This is a genomic window from Pseudomonas pharyngis (genome assembly GCF_021602345.1).
GTDB classification, from domain to species: domain Bacteria; phylum Pseudomonadota; class Gammaproteobacteria; order Pseudomonadales; family Pseudomonadaceae; genus Aquipseudomonas; species Aquipseudomonas pharyngis.
Genome location: NZ_BQID01000005.1, coordinates 208,362 through 224,906, shown reverse-complemented (window position 1 = coordinate 224,906; position 16,545 = coordinate 208,362). Strand labels below are relative to the sequence as shown.

Annotated in this window: 2 protein-coding genes; both read left to right on the top strand. The window is 63.4% G+C overall.

What is annotated here, in order from left to right:
- The first annotated feature begins 66 nt into the window (after positions 1–66).
- Complete coding sequence (locus tag L6D74_RS12930) at positions 67–801, top strand: thioesterase II family protein (RefSeq protein WP_236189417.1); 735 nt, start codon at positions 67–69, stop codon at positions 799–801.
- Between the two features lie 180 nt (positions 802–981).
- The gene (locus L6D74_RS12925; RefSeq protein WP_236189415.1) at positions 982–16,542 is read left to right on the top strand and encodes a non-ribosomal peptide synthetase; all 15,561 of its coding nucleotides are present in this window, start codon (positions 982–984) and stop codon (positions 16,540–16,542) included.
- Positions 16,543–16,545: the final 3 nt, after the last annotated feature.

Genomic DNA, 16,545 nt, shown 5'->3' with positions numbered 1-16,545 from the left:
GCGCGGGCTAATTTCTGCAGGGCCGCCTTCGTTCTTTTATACAGACAACTTTTCGAGGTAAGCCGGGTGACTCAGCTGACATTGCTGTGCCTTCCTTATTCGGGCGCCAGTGCCATGGTCTACAGCCGCTGGCGCCGCAAATTGCCGCAGTGGCTGACGCTGCAGCCGGTAGAGCTACCGGGTCGCGGCGCACGTTTTGGCGAAGCGCTGCAAACCGACATGCGGGCGCTGGCCCGTCAGTTGGCCAGCGAACTGCAAACGACCCTGCGTGCGCCTTATGCGATTTTCGGCCACAGCCTCGGCGCGCTGCTGGCCTGCGAACTGGCCCATGCCTTGCGCGCTCTGGGGTTGCCGGAGCCGGTTGCGCTGTTCGCCTCCGGCACGGCGGCGCCGACGCTGCGCAGTGAATATGACCGCGGCTTTGCCGAACCGAAGAGCGATGCCGAACTGATCGAGCAGTTACGCACCTTGAATGGCACCAGCGAGGAAATTCTCGCCAATGCCGAATTGATGAGCCTGACCCTGCCGGTGCTGCGTGCCGACTTTCTGTTGTGCGGACGTTTTCAGCCGATCCAGCGTCCGCTGCTCAAATGCCCGGTGCATGTGCTGGGTGGTACGACCGACCGCGCGACCACCGAGCAATTGATCGGCTGGAGCAAGGAAACCCTCGGCAGTTTCTCCGTGGACATGCTTGCTGGCGGTCATTTCTTCATCCATGAACACGAGGCCAAGGTGCTGAAGGTCATCAAGGATCAGCTCGACGTACACCATCGCCGGCACTCAATACCCGCCATTTCCTGAGCAACGGGAAACCCTGTGTGAGCGAGCTGATCGCGCCCACAGGGTTTCCTGCCCGTCTGAAAATTCCCGCCTGCTTCCCTCCTGATAGTTCTTCTCATTCGCTAATTTTTCCGATGTGCATTCGTTTTATAGGGACGACGTGCCTTTGTGCTTCCTGCCTACTGATCCGGATGCTAAGAAATGAATGCTGAAGACTCCTTGAAACTTGCTCGCCGGTTTATCGGGTTGCCCCTGGAAAAGCGCCAGATGTTCCTCGCGGCCCTGCAAAAGGAGGGCGTGGATTTCGCCCGTTTCCCGATTCCCGCCGGGATCGAGGCCGACGATCGCCAGGCGTTGTCTTACGCGCAGCAACGGATGTGGTTTCTCTGGCAACTGGATCCGCACAGCGGCGCATACAACTTGCCGGGCGCGGTACGCCTGACCGGGCGGCTGAATCTGTCAGCGCTGGAGCAGGCCTTTGCTGCGCTGGTGGCGCGACATGAAACCTTGCGCACGGTGTTCCAGCGCCAGGCGGATGACAGCCTGCTGCAAGTGCCGGCCCCGGCGACCTTGAACATCCATCATGAAGATTTCACTGCGCTGCCGGCCACCGAACGCGAGGAAGCGGTTGTTCGTGCCGCCGAGCAGCAATCGGTGTTGCCGTTCGATCTGGCGGTCGGGCCGTTGCTGCGAGTCACCTTGCTCAAGCTCGCCGAGCAGGAGCACGTCTTGCTGCTGACCCTGCACCACATCGTTTCCGATGGCTGGTCGATGAACGTGCTGATCGACGAATTCATCCGGTGCTATGACGCCTTTGACGCCGGCCAGCCACCGGCGCTGGCAGCCCTGCCGGTTCAGTACAGCGATTACGCCCTGTGGCAACGTCGCTGGCTGGAGGCCGGCGAGCAGGCACGGCAACTGGAGTACTGGCAGGCGCAGTTGGGTGACGAGCATCCCGTGCTGGAACTGCCGCTGGACCATTCGCGTCCGGCCATGCCGAGCTATCGCGGCACACGCTATGAGTTTGCCGTCGACGGCCAGTTGGCCGACCAGTTGCGCGCCACCGCGCAACAGCATCAGGTCACGTTGTTCATGTTGTTGCTTGGCGCGTTCAATGCGCTGCTGCACCGTTACACCGGGCAGACCGATATCCGTGTCGGCGTGCCGATTGCCAACCGCAATCGCGCCGAGATCGAAGGTCTGATCGGTTTCTTCGTCAACACCCAGGTGCTGCGCACAAAAGTCGATGGCCAGACGCGCGTCGATGCGTTGCTGCAGGCGGTCAAAGAGACGGCGCTCGGCGCCCAGGCGCATCAGGATCTGCCGTTCGAGCAACTGGTCGAAGCACTGAAACTGGAGCGCAGCCTCAGTCACACGCCGCTGTTCCAGGTGATGTACAACCATCAGCCGCAGGTGGCCGATATCGCCGCCCTGGGCACAGCCTCGGGCCTGGTGCTCGAAAGCCTCGACTGGCAAAGCCGCACCACTCAGTTTGACTTGACACTCGACACCTACGAGAAGGGCGGCAAGCTGCACGCCGCACTGACTTACGCCAGCGACCTGTTCGACGCGCCGACCATCGAACGCATGGCGCGCCACTGGTTGCGTCTGCTCAAGGCCATGGTCGCTGATCCTGCGCAACGCATTGGCGAGCTGCCGTTGCTGGACGCGGATGAGCAGTACACGCTGGTGCATGCGTGGAACGGTGCAACAGCGGTTTATCCCACCGAGCAACCCATTCATCAATTGATCGAAGCCCAGGTGACCCGCACCCCGGATGCACCGGCGCTGGTGTTCGGCGAACAAACCCTGAGCTACGCGCAACTCGACGCGCGGGCCAACCAACTGGCCCATCTGCTGCGTGAGCAAGGCGTGCGGGCCGACAGCCTGGTGGGGATCTGTGTCGAGCGTTCGCTGGAAATGGTCATTGGCCTTTTGGCGATTCTCAAGGCCGGCGGCGCCTATGTGCCGCTGGATCCGGAGTACCCGCAAGAGCGCCTGGCCTACATGATCGAGGACAGCGGCATTACCTTGCTGCTGACCCAGAGCGCGTTGCTGGCGTCGCTGCCAACGGCCGGGGTGAACGTCATTACGCTTGATCAGGAAGCCGAATGGCTGGATCGCTACAGCGAAGGCCGTGTCGAGGCGGTCATCGATCCGCAAAACCTCGCGTACGTGATTTACACCTCCGGCTCCACCGGTAAACCGAAAGGCGCCGGCAACAGTCATGCGGCGCTGGTCAACCGTTTGTGCTGGATGCAGGAGGCTTACCGGCTCGATGCCAGCGATTCGGTGCTGCAGAAGACACCGTTCAGTTTTGACGTGTCGGTCTGGGAGTTTTTCTGGCCGCTGCTGACCGGCGCCCGACTGGTCGTGGCAGCCCCGGGCGCGCACCGCGATCCATCGCTGTTGATCGAGACCATCAACCACTACGGCATCAGCACGTTGCACTTTGTCCCGTCGATGTTGCAGGCGTTCATTCATGAGCCGGGCGTCGAGACCTGTGTCGGCCTCAAACGCATTGTCTGCAGCGGCGAGGCACTGCCACTGGACGCGCAACTGCAGGTGTTTGCCAAGCTGCCGAACGCCGGGCTCTATAACCTGTATGGCCCGACCGAAGCGGCCATCGACGTCACCCACTGGACCTGTGTCGACGAAGGTGCCGACAGCGTGCCGATCGGACGGCCGATCGCCAACCTGCGCACCCATGTGCTCGACGCCGAACTGCTGCCGGTGCCGAGCGGCGTGGCGGGTGAGCTGTACCTGGGCGGAGCAGGGTTGGCGCGCAGTTATCACCAGCGCCCGGCGCTGACCGCCGAGCGTTTTGTCCCGTGCCCGTTCCATGAAGGTGCGCGTCTGTACCGCACCGGTGACCGGGTACGCCAACGTGCCGACGGCGTCATCGAATACCTCGGGCGTCTCGATCATCAGGTCAAGCTGCGTGGCTTGCGTATCGAGCTGGGTGAAATCGAAACCCGCCTGATGCAGCATCCGCTGGTGCGTGAAGCCGTGGTGCTGGTGCAGGGCGGCAAACATCTGGTCGGCTATCTGGTGCTGGAAACTGCTCAGGCAGACGAACAATGGCATCAGGACGTCAAGGCGTGGCTGCTCGGCAGCCTGCCGGAATTCATGGTGCCGACCTACCTGATGACGCTGGCAAAATTGCCGGTCACCGCCAACGGCAAGCTCGATCGCAAAGCCTTGCCGCAGCCGGATGCCGCGCCGCAGCAAGCTTTTGTCGCGCCGCAGGATGCCATGCAAAAAGCCCTGGCGGCGATCTGGGAAGACGTGCTCGGTTTGCAACGCGTGGGTCTGGAGGACAACTTTTTCGAGCTGGGCGGCGATTCGATCATTTCGATTCAAGTGGTCAGCCGCGCGCGGCAGGCCGGGATCCGTATCAGCCCGCGCGATCTGTTCCAGTATCAGACTGTGCGCAGTCTGGCGCTGGTCGCGATCCTCGACAGCCACAGTTCGGTGGATCAGGCGCCGGCCACGGGCGAGGCCTTGTTGGGGCCGATCCAGCAGCAGTTCTTCAGCCGGGTGATGCCTCGGCGTGAACATTGGAACCAGTCCCTGTTGCTGACCCCGCGCGAGGCGCTGAATGCGCAGTGGCTCGATGCCGCATTGACCCATGTGATCAATCATCACGATGCCTTGCGCCTGCGTTTTGTCGAGGGCGCCGACGGCTGGCAGCAAGCGTACGCCGCACAGGTCGAACGCGCTGAGCTGTGGCTGCGCACGGCCGAGACGACCGAGCAACTGACCGCCCATTGCGACGATGCCCAGCGCAGTCTTGATCTGGCCAACGGGCCGTTGTTGCGTGCCGTGTTGGTGACCATGGCCGATGGCAGTCAGCGCCTGTCGCTGATCCTCCATCACCTGGTGGTGGACGGCGTGTCGTGGCGCGTGTTGCTGGAAGATCTGCAGCAAGCCTACGAACAGCTGGCGGCGGGCGGTGGCGTGCAATTGCCGGCCAAAACCAGCGCGTTCCAGAGCTGGACGGCGCGCCTGAGCACCGAGGCTTCGCGCTTCGACGATCAACTGGCTTACTGGAAAGCCCAGCACCACGACGCACGGGATCTGCCGTGCGAGCGCCCTGAAGGCAGCCTGCAAAACCGCTTCGGGGAAAAGATCGAATGGCGTCTGGACGCTGAGCGCACGCGCCAATTGCTGCAACAGGCGCCGGCGGCGTATCGCACGCAGGTCAACGATCTGCTGCTGACGGCACTGGCGCGCACCATCAGTGGCTGGAGCGGTCAGCCGGGCACCTTGATTCAACTCGAAGGCCATGGCCGTGAAGACCTGTTCGACGACATCGACCTGACGCGCAGCATCGGCTGGTTCACCAGCCTGTTCGCCGTCAATCTGGTGGCGAGCGAGGATCTCGACGGTTCGATCAAGGCGATCAAAGAACAACTGCGTGCGGTGCCGGACAAAGGTCTGGGTTACGGCGTGCTGCGTTATCTGGCAGCGCCGTCGGTGCGTGAAGAGCTGGCGTTGCTGCCGCCGCCGCGCATCACCTTCAACTATCTGGGGCAATTCGACCGGCAGTTCGATGAGCAGGCGTTGCTGGTGCCATCCACCGAGTCCGGCGGTGTCGCCCAGGATTCACAGGCGCCGCTGGATAACTGGTTGACGATCGAAGGCCAGGTTTATGGCGGCGAATTGGGCCTGATTTGGGGCTTCAGTTCGCAGATGTTCGACAGTGCCACCGTGCAAAGGCTGGCTGATCGCTACGCCGCCGAACTGACGGCACTGATCGAGCACTGCTGCACCCTCGACACCGCGCAAGCGACGCCATCGGACTTCCCGTTGGCACGCCTCAGCCAGGCGCAACTGGATGCGTTGCCGGTCGCCGCCGCTGTCATCGAAGATGTCTATCCGCTGTCGCCGATGCAGCAGGGCATGTTGTTCCACACCTTGTACGAACCGCAGGCCGAGGCCTATATCAGCCAGATGCGTCTGGACATCCAGGGCCTTGATCCGCAGCGTTTTGCCAGTGCCTGGCAAGCGGCGCTGGCGCGTCATGATGTGCTGCGCAGCAGCTTCCACTGGCAAGGCCTGGACAGCGCCCATCAGGTGATCAGCCGCGAGGTGCAACTGCCGCTGCAGATACTGGACAACACTGACACCGATGCGCTGGCCGAGACCGAGCGGGCGCAGGGTTTCGAACTCGACTGCGCGCCGTTGCTGCGCCTGAAACTGGTGCGCACCGGCGCCGATCATTGGCACTTGATCTACACCAGCCATCACATCCTGATGGACGGCTGGAGTAATGCGCAGTTGCTCGGCGAGGTGATTTCCCACTACGCCGCCGGGCGCCCACTGCCGGCGCCGGTCGGGCATTACCGCGATTACATGGGTTGGTTGCAGCAGCAATCGGCAGGCGCCGGCAAGGCGTTCTGGAATGCTGCGCTGGCCCCGTTGCAGGCGCCGACGCTGCTTGCCGACACCCTGCGTCCACCCGTGGGCGGCCACGGCACAGACGAACATCGCGAGGTGCTCGACGAAGCCGCAACACGGCGTCTGGGCGAGTTCGCCCGTCAGCAGAAAGTCACCCTCAACACGTTGTTGCAAGCGGCCTGGAGCCTGCTGCTGCAACGCTACACCGGTCAGGACTGCGTAGCGTTCGGCGCCACAGTGGCCGGTCGTTCGGCGCCGCTGCCGGGCATCGAGCAGCAACTGGGGCTGTTCATCAACACCCTGCCGCTGGTGTGCAATCCGCGCCCGGATCATCGCGTCGGGCAGTGGCTGGCTGATCTGCAGGCGCAGAACCTGGCCCTGCGTGAGTTCGAGCATGTGCCGCTGTACGACATTCAGGGTTGGGCAGGGCATCAGGGCTCGGCGCTGTTCGACAGCCTGCTGGTGTTCGAAAACTTCCCGGTCGCCGAGGCGCTGAAACAAGGTGCTCCGGCCGGGTTGACCTTCGGCAACCTGCACAACCACGAACGCACCCACTATCCGCTGACGCTGGGTATCGAACTCGGTGCCACGCTGAGCCTGGAGATGAGCTACGACGCTGCACGATTCAGCGCCGCCCAGGTGCACAGGCTCTGCGCCAACCTGCGCCACTTGCTTGAGCAACTGATCAGCAATGCCACAGGCTGCCTGGGCAACCTGACGCTGCTCGATGACGCCACCACGCGCGCCATGCTCTCCCACTGTCAGCCGCCAGCGTTGCAGTTGCAGCATGCAGGTCTGGTGCACGAACGCATTGCCGCGCAGGCCAAAGCCACACCGCAGGCGCTGGCCGTGCAGTGCGGTGAACAGCGCCTGAGCTATGACGAACTGAACCGCCAGGCGAATCGCCTCGCCCACCGTTTGCTGGCCAGCGGTGCGGCGCCGGGCAAGCGTGTCGGCCTGGCGCTGCGTCGTGGCCCGCAAATGATCGTCAGCCTGCTGGCAGTGCTGAAGACGGGCGCCGCGTACGTGCCGCTTGATGCCAACTACCCGGCCCAGCGTCTGGCCTACATGATCGAAGACAGCCGTGTCGATCTGCTGCTCGATGAATCCGCTCTCCTGCAAGACGTGCCGCTTGCGGCTGGCCTGGAGTATTTGCAGCTGGGCGACATCATCCAGACGCTGGGCGCTTATCCGGACAGCGATCCGCTGAATCACGCCACGGCCGATGACCTGGCCTACGTGATCTACACCTCGGGCTCCACCGGTCAGCCAAAAGGCGTGGCGATTGCTCACGCGGCGCTGCGCGAGTTCTGCCAGACCGGTGCCGAGTATTCGGCGCTCACGGCCGATGATCGCGTGCTGCAGTTTGCGACCTTCAGCTTCGACGGTTTTGTCGAGCAGTGTTACCCGCCGCTGTGTGTCGGCGCGGCGCTGATCATGCGCGGCGACGAACTCTGGGACGTCGTGCAGCTGGCGGACGAGATCGTCGACCATGGCGTGACTCTGGCGGACTTGCCGGCGGCCTACTGGTTCTTGCTGGCGCGTGAATGCGCGGGCGGCAACATCACCGGTCTGGGCGCGTTGCGTCAGGTGCATGTCGGCGGCGAAGCCATGTCGGTCGAAGGGCTGCGCCTGTGGCACGAAGCAGGACTGAGCCACGTGCGCTTGCTCAACACCTACGGGCCGACCGAGGCGACGGTGGTGTCGAGCGTTCACGACTGCCGCTTGAGCGATGCCAGCGACAGCTTCGGCATTCCGATTGGCCGGGCCATTGCTGGCCGCGCGTTGTACGTGCTCGACAGCGCCGGGCAATTGCTGCCTGCCGGTGGCGTCGGCGAGTTGTGCATTGGCGCGAGTGCCTGTCTGGCGCAGCAGTATTTCGATCGTCCGGCCCTCACCGCCGAACGTTTCCTGCCAGACCCGTTTGCCACCGAGCCGGGGGCGCGGCTGTATCGCAGTGGCGACCTGGCGCGTTACAACGAAAACGCTGATCTGGAGTACGCCGGGCGTATCGACCACCAGGTGAAGATCCGTGGCTTGCGCATTGAAATGGGTGAAATCGAAGCCTGCCTGCAAGCACAGGAGGGCGTGCGCGCGGCTGCGGTGATCGCTCAGGATTTCCCGGGTGGCGCGCAACTGGTGGCTTATGTGGTGCCCGAGACAGGAACCGAACCTGCGACCGCGCAGGCGCAGTGGCTGGACTCGCTCAAGGCTTCGCTGCAACAGCTGCTGCCTGATTACATGGTGCCGGCGCACCTGCTGTCGCTGGACGCGTTGCCGTTGAACAACAATGGCAAACTTGATCGTACCGCGCTGCCGAAAGTCGAACTGAGCCAGGACCTGAGCGTTTATGCAGCGCCGCAGACCTTGCTGCAAGTGCAATTGGCGCAGATCTGGGAAGCCGTGCTGGAGTCCGGCACCGTGGGGCTCAACGATCACTTCTTCGAGCGAGGCGGTCACTCGCTGCTGGCCACCCAGGTGATTTCCCGGGTCCGCCAGACGCTCAAACTCGATGTGCCGATGCGCACCCTGTTCGAGCAGCCGACGCTGCAAGCCTTTGCCGCCGCCTGCGCCACCCTGCAACACAGCGAAAGCGTGCCGATGATGGCGCTGCAGCGCGGTGCTGCACTGGCGTTGTCTTATGCCCAGGAACGGCAGTGGTTCCTCTGGCAGCTGGAGCCGGACAGTGCTGCTTACCACGTGCCAAGTGCGCTGCGCTTGCGCGGTGCTCTGGACATCGTCGGGTTGCAGAACAGCTTCAATCAACTGGTGGCGCGTCACGAACCGTTGCGCACCACGTTCCGCCAGGACGACGAGCGCACTGTGCAGGTGGTTCATGCGCACGGCCAATTGACGATTGAACAGCACAGCCTCGACGCCGAGGACAATCTTTCGAGCTGGGTGCAGGCGCAGATTCGCCAGCCGTTCGATCTGCTGAACGGGCCGCTGCTGCGCGTCAGTCTGTTGCGGTTGGCGGCGGATGATCACGTATTGGTGATCACCCAGCACCACATCGTGTCTGACGGCTGGTCGATGCAAGTGATGGTGCGCGAACTGATGGCGATGTATGCCGCAGAACGCGCCGGAAAACCGCTCGAACTGGCCGCGCTGCCGCTGCAATACGCCGATTTCGCGCAGTGGCAACGGCAGTGGATGGAGGCGGGCGAGCGGCAGCGTCAACTCGATTATTGGGTGGGCCAGCTTGGCGGCGAACAACCGGTGCTGGAGTTACCGCTGGACCATTCGCGTCCGGCGGTGCAGAGCTACCGTGGCGCGCGGCTGGAGGCGCCATTGGAATCTGCATTGAGCGCGCAGTTGCAGGCGCTTGCCGGACGTGAGGGGGTGACGATGTTCATGCTCTTGCTGGCCTCGTTCCAGACCCTGCTGCACCGCTACAGCGGTCAGGACGATATCCGTGTCGGCGTGCCGATTGCCAACCGCAATCGCGCCGAGACCGAGGGCCTGATCGGCTTCTTCGTCAACACCCAGGTGATGCGCGCACAGTTTGCCGGCGACCTGAGTTTCCGTGATCTGCTGGCGCAGACCCGTCAGGCTGCAATGGGCGCCCAGGCGCATCAGGATCTGCCGTTCGAGCAATTGGTGGAAGCGCTGGCGCCAGAGCGCAGCCTCAGCCACAGCCCGTTGTTCCAGGTGCTGTTCAACCACCAGCGCGATGCAGCGCCGGTCACCGATGTGGCGGATCTGCGCATCGAAGGCCTGCCGTGGAACAGCGCCACCGCACAATTCGACTTGACCCTGGACACCACGGAAACCGCCGCCGGGCTGATGGTCAGCCTGACCTACGCCAGCGACTTGTTCGAAGCGGCGACCATCGCGCGCCTGTTCGAACACTGGCAGGCATTGTTGCGGGCGATTGTCGCTGCGCCGCAACAGTCGATTGCCGCGTTGCCGATGCTCGCCGCGCAAGAGCGCCAACGGATTCTCGAAGACTGGAACGCCACCGCCACCGAGTACCCGTTACACCTGAGCGTGCAGCAACTGATCGAGGCACAGGTCCTGCGCACCCCGGACGCCGCAGCGCTGAAGTTCGCCGATGAATGCCTGAGCTACGCGCAGCTCAATGCCCGCGCCAACCGGTTGGCACACAAGCTGATGGCGCTGGGTGTCGGACCTGAAAGCCTGGTCGGCATCGCTGCCGAACGGTCGATGGAAATGGTCGTCGGTCTGTTGGCCGTGCTCAAGGCCGGAGGCGCCTACGTGCCGCTCGACCCGGAATACCCGCAGGATCGCCTGGCCTACATGATCGAAGACAGCGGCGTGCAGCTGTTGCTGACCCAGGCGCATCTGCTCGATGCCTTGCCATTGAACGGGCAGGTGCAAACCCTGTTGCTTGAGGCATCGCTGGAGGGCTTCGCCAGCCACAATCCGGACGTGGCGGTCACCGGTGAAAACCTCGCCTATGTGATCTACACCTCAGGCTCCACCGGCAAACCGAAAGGTGCCGGCAACCGTCATGTCGCCCTGACCAACCGTCTGTGCTGGATGCAACAGGCCTATGAGATCGGCGCGGGCGACAGCGTGCTGCAGAAGACGCCGTTCAGCTTTGACGTTTCGGTGTGGGAGTTCTTCTGGCCACTGATGACCGGCGCACGGCTGGTCGTCGCAGCGCCGGGCGATCACCGCGATCCAGCCAAACTGGTGGCGTTGATCAAGCGCGAACACATCACCACGCTGCACTTTGTGCCGTCGATGTTGCAGGCCTTCCTGCAGGACGCCGACGTTGCCACGTGCACCAGCCTGCAACGCATCGTGTGCAGCGGCGAAGCGCTGCCGGCGGACGCGCAACAGCAAGTCTTCGCCAAACTGCCAACGGCCGGGCTTTATAACCTTTACGGCCCGACGGAAGCCGCCATCGACGTCACGCACTGGACGTGTGTGGAGGAGGGCCGCGACAGCGTGCCGATCGGACGGCCGATTGCCAACCTCGGCTGCTACATCCTTGACGATAACCTCGAACCGGTGCCGACCGGTGTGCTCGGCGAGTTGTACCTGGCGGGCGTCGGTCTGGCGCGGGGTTACCACCAGCGTCCGGCGCTGACCGCCGAACGCTTTGCCGTCAGCCCCTATGGCGATGGCGAGCGGATCTACCGCACCGGTGACCTGGCGCGTTACCGCGCCGACGGCGTGATCGAATACGCTGGCCGGATCGACCATCAGGTCAAGCTGCGCGGCTTGCGTATCGAGCTCGGTGAAATCGAAGCGCGTCTGCTGGAGCATGGCAACGTCCGTGAAGCGGCGGTGCTGGTGATCGACGGCAAGCTGCTGACCGCTTACGTGGTGTTGAACGAAGAAAGCGCGGACTGGCGCGACGCCCTGATGCGGCATCTGCACGCCGGACTGCCGGAGTACATGGTGCCCAATCAGTGGATGAATCTTGCGCAGATGCCGTTGAGTCCCAACGGCAAGCTGGATCGCAAGGCGCTGCCGAAACCTGAATGGGGGGCGGGCAAGGCCGAATACATCGCGCCGCGCAATGCGTTGGAGCAGCGTATCGCTGCGGTGTGGGCCGATGTACTGAAGCTGCCGCGAGTCGGGCTGGGCGATAACTTCTTTGAACTGGGTGGCGATTCGATCATTTCGATTCAGGTGGTGGCCCGTGCCCGTCAGGCCGGCATCCGCTTTACCCCCAAAGACTTGTTTCAGTATCAGACCGTCCAGGCGCTGGCGGGTGTGGCGACGTTGGGCGATGGCGCGGGGCAGATCGATCAGGGCCCGGTCGGCGGCGCTACGCCGCTGCTGCCGTTCCAGCAGTGGTTCTTCGCGACAGACATTGCCGAGCGTCACCACTGGAACCAGTCGGTGATGCTCAAGCCGGCCATCAGCATCGAGGCCGACGCACTTGAGCAAGCCTTGCAAGCGTTGGTCGAGCATCACGATGCCTTGCGCCTGTCGTTCACTGAAACCACCGACGGCTGGACCGCGAATCACCACGCAACAACCGTCAGACACCACCTGCTGATGCAGGCTTCAGTCAGCGATGAACAACAGTTGCAGGCCGCCTGCCTGGCAGCGCAGCGCAGCTTCGACCTGGCGCAAGGCCCGCTGTTGCGTGGCTTGCTGGTGACTGTGGGCGATGGTTCGCAACGCTTGTTGCTGGCGGTGCACCACCTGGTGGTGGACGGTGTGTCCTGGCGGATTCTGCTGGAAGATCTACAAAGCGCTTATCAGCAGCGCATCGACGGCAAACCCCTGGTTCTGCCGGCCAAGACCAGCGCCTTCAAGCACTGGGCAGAACGTTTGCAACAGCACGCGCCACGACTCGCGGGTGAACTCGAGCTGTGGCGTACACAACTGGCCGATGCGCCGGTCGACCTGCCGTGCATCAATCCGCAAGCCAGTCTGCAAAACCGCGATGCGCACACCGTACAGACGCGCCTCGATCAAGCGTTGACCCGACAACTGCTGCAACAGGCGCCGGCGGCGTATCGCACTCAGGTCAATGACTTGCTGATGACCGCGCTGGCCCGAGTCATCTGCCGCTGGACGGGGCAGGCCTCGACCTTGATTCAGCTGGAAGGACACGGTCGTGAAGACCTGTTCGACGACCTTGACCTGAGTCGCAGCGTCGGCTGGTTCACCAGCCTGTTCCCGGTGCGCCTGACCCCGACTGCGTCGGTCGACGGTTCGATCAAGCAGATCAAGGAACAGTTGCGGGCGATTCCCGGCAAGGGCCTGGGCTTCGGCGTGCTGCGTTACTTCGGCGATGAAGCGACCCGCCGCGAGCTGGCGGCGCTGCCGACACCGCGCATCACGTTCAACTACCTCGGACAATTCGACCGCCAGTTCGATGACGGCGCGCTGTTCGCCCCGGCCCGCGAAAAGGCCGGGGACGAACAGAGCCCGTTGGCGCCACTGGGCAACTGGCTGGAACTCAATGGTCAGGTTTACGCGGGCGAGTTGAGTCTGGGCTGGACGTTCAGCCGCGAGATGTTCGATGAAGCCACCATTCAGCGACTGGCCGATGAGTACGCGATCGAACTGGCGGCGCTGATCGAGCATTGCTGCGCTGCACAGAACGCCGGCGTCACGCCGTCGGACTTCCCGTTGGCGCCGCTCGACCAGCAACAGCTCGATGCCTTGCCGGACGCCGGTGCCGAGGTCGAAGACATCTACCCGCTGTCGCCGATGCAACAGGGCATGTTGTTCCACAGCCTGTACGAACAGGGTTCGGGGGATTACATCAACCAGATGCGCGTCAGCGTCGAAGGCCTCGATCCCGAGCGTCTGCGTCAGGCCTGGCAGGGCGCCGTCGATCGCCATGGGATTCTGCGCACGCGTTTTGTGTGGATTTCCGAGCAGGAGCAGCCGCTGCAAATCGTCCAGCGTCAGGCCGAGTTGCCGTTCAGCCTGCATGACTGGCGAGGTCGCGCTGACCTGGCGGAGGCGCTCGACGTGCTGGCGCGGGAGCAATTGCAACAAGGCTTCGACCTGTTGCAGGCGCCACTGCTGCGTCTGGTGCTGGTCCGCACTGACGATGACCGCTTTGAGATGATCTACACCAGCCATCACATTCTCATGGACGGCTGGAGCAACTCGCAGTTGCTCGGCGAAGTGATGCAGCGCTACGCCGGTGAAACCCCGGCCGCGCCGGTGGGCCGTTATGGCGATTACATTGGCTGGCTGCAGCGTCAGGACGGTCAGGACAGCGAGCGATTCTGGACTGAGCGTCTGGCCGACCTGGATGAGCCGACCCACCTGGCCCGCAGCTGCCTCGATACGCTGGCGACCGCCGGGCAGAGCGGTTACGACCAGCAGACCCGTTGGCTGGACCGTGAGCAGACTCAACGTCTGGGGGCGTTCGCCCGTCAGCACAAGGTCACCCTCAACACCGTGGTGCAGGCCGCCTGGTTGTTGCTGTTGCAGCGTTACACCGGGCAACCGACCGTGGCGTTCGGCGCTACGGTCGCCGGGCGTCCGGCCGAGCTGCCAGGTGTCGAGCAACAGATCGGTTTGTTCATCAACACCTTGCCGGTGATCGCCACCCCGCGTGTCGAGCAATCCCTCGGTGAGTGGCTGCAAACGGTGCAGGCGCTGAACCTGGCCATGCGCGAATTCGAATACACGCCACTGGCGGACATTCAGCGCTGGTCCGGGCAACGCGGCGAAGGCTTGTTCGACAGCCTGCTGGTGTTCGAGAACTACCCGGTGTCGGAGGCGTTGAACAACGGTGCGCCGCAAGGCTTGCGTTTCGACCAGGCACGCAGCCAGGAACAGACCAACCTGCCGTTGACGGTGCTGGTGGACCTGAGCGACAGCCTGTCGTTGCAATTGGCCTATGCCCGGCAGCATTTCAGCGCTGCGCAGATCGAGCAGATCGCCGGCCACTTGCAGCACCTGTTGCAGCAAATGGCCGACTCGCCCGCGCAACGTCTGCTGGCCGATCTGAGCCTGTTCGATGCCGCACAACAACAGGCGACGCTGCACGACTGGAACCGTGCGCCAGCCACCTTTGCCCAAACCCGCACCCTGCCACAGCTGATCGAAGCACAGGTGCGTCGCGCACCGCAGGCGATTGCCGTGAGTCTGGGCGAGGAGCAATTGAGCTACGGCGAACTCAACGCCCGTGCCAACCGTCTGGCTCATGCCCTGATCGCGCGGGGTGTCGGTGCCGATGTGCTGGTGGGTCTGGCTGCCGAGCGATCCATCGAAATGATCGTCGGCCTGGTCGCCATCCTCAAGGCTGGCGGGGCTTACCTGCCGCTGGATCCGCAGTACCCGGCCGAACGTCTGCAGTACATGATCGAGGACAGCGGCATTGCCCTGCTGCTGATGCAGCCGGGTGTGCTCGATCACCTGGAGGTTGCCGAGAGCGTTGAAACCCTGCTGTTGGGTGATGACAGCCGCTGGCAGGATCAGTTGGCAACCGACCCGCAGGTCTGGGCCGACAGCGCCAGCCTCGCTTACGTGATCTACACCTCGGGCTCCACCGGCAAACCGAAAGGTACGCTGCTGGCTCACGACAACGTGCTGCGCCTGTTCGAGGCAACAGAGCCTTGGTTCAGCTTCGGTGCCGAGGATCGCTGGACGCTGTTCCACTCCTACGCGTTTGACTTCTCGGTCTGGGAAATCTTCGGCGCACTGCTGCATGGCGGGCGCCTGGTGATCGTGCCGCACAGCGTCAGCCGCTCGCCGCAGGAGTTCCATGCGCTGCTGTGCCGTGAGCGCATCACCGTGCTCAACCAGACGCCGTCGGCATTCAAGCAACTGATGCAGGTCGCTTGCGACGCGCCCCAGGATCCGCAACTGTCGTTGCGTTACGTGGTGTTTGGCGGTGAAGCGCTGGAAGTACGCAGCCTGCGCCCATGGTTCGAACGCTTCGGCGATACCGCGCCACAGCTGATCAACATGTACGGCATCACCGAAACCACGGTTCATGTGACTTACCGTCCGTTGACCCTGGCCGATCTCGAACAGGACGCCGGCAGCCCGCTGGGCGAGCCGATCCCGGACCTGGGCTGGTACGTGCTCGACGCCGACCTGAAACCGGTGGCCAAGGGCTGCATCGGCGAGTTGCACGTCAGCGGCGCCGGGCTGGCACGCGGTTATCTCAAGCGTGCCGACCTCAGCGCCTTGCGTTTCGTGCCCAACCCGTTCGGGGGCGACGGTGCGCGGCTGTATCGCACCGGTGACCTGGCGCGCTATCGCGCCGATGGCCGGATCGAGTACGCCGGGCGCATCGACCATCAGGTGAAGATCCGTGGTTTCCGGATCGAGCTGGGTGAAATCGAGGCGCAACTGTTGGCACTGCCGCAAATCCGTCAGGCCGTGGTGCTGGATCAGCCAGGCGCCGGCGGCGTGCAGCTGGTGGCGTATCTGGTGGCCGATCAGTCGGTCGAACTCGACCAACAGGGCCAGTGGCGTGAGCTGCTGCGCCAGGCGCTCAAGCACAATCTGCCGGATTACATGGTGCCGGCGCACCTGTTGCTGCTCGACAGCCTGCCGCTGACCGCCAACGGCAAGCTTGACCGCAAGGCCCTGCCACAACCGGACGCCAGCCTGCTGCAAAACAGCTATGTGGCGCCCGAAAGTGAACTGCAACAGCAGATCGCCGGGGTCTGGGCCGATGTCCTGAAACTGGAGCGGGTCGGCCTGACAGACAACTTCTTCGAACTCGGCGGTCATTCCTTGCTGGCCACCCAGGTGGCCCTGCGTCTGCGCGAGTTGCTGGGCTTCGACGTGCCGTTGGCCAGCCTGTTCGCCAGTGCCGATCTGGCGGCTTTCAGCGACGCCGTACAAGCCCTGCAACCCGATTTGCAGCCCGTTCATGATGTTTTGGCTAAATCCTTGGAGGCTCTCAATCGTTTATCAGCAGATGAACTTGAAAAACTGATTTCCTGAGAG

Excerpts from the sequence above, each read along its gene's own strand:
- L6D74_RS12925 (WP_236189415.1), top strand. The coding sequence starts at position 982 with ATGAATGCTGAAGACTCCTTGAAACTTGCTCGCCGGTTTATCGGGTTG.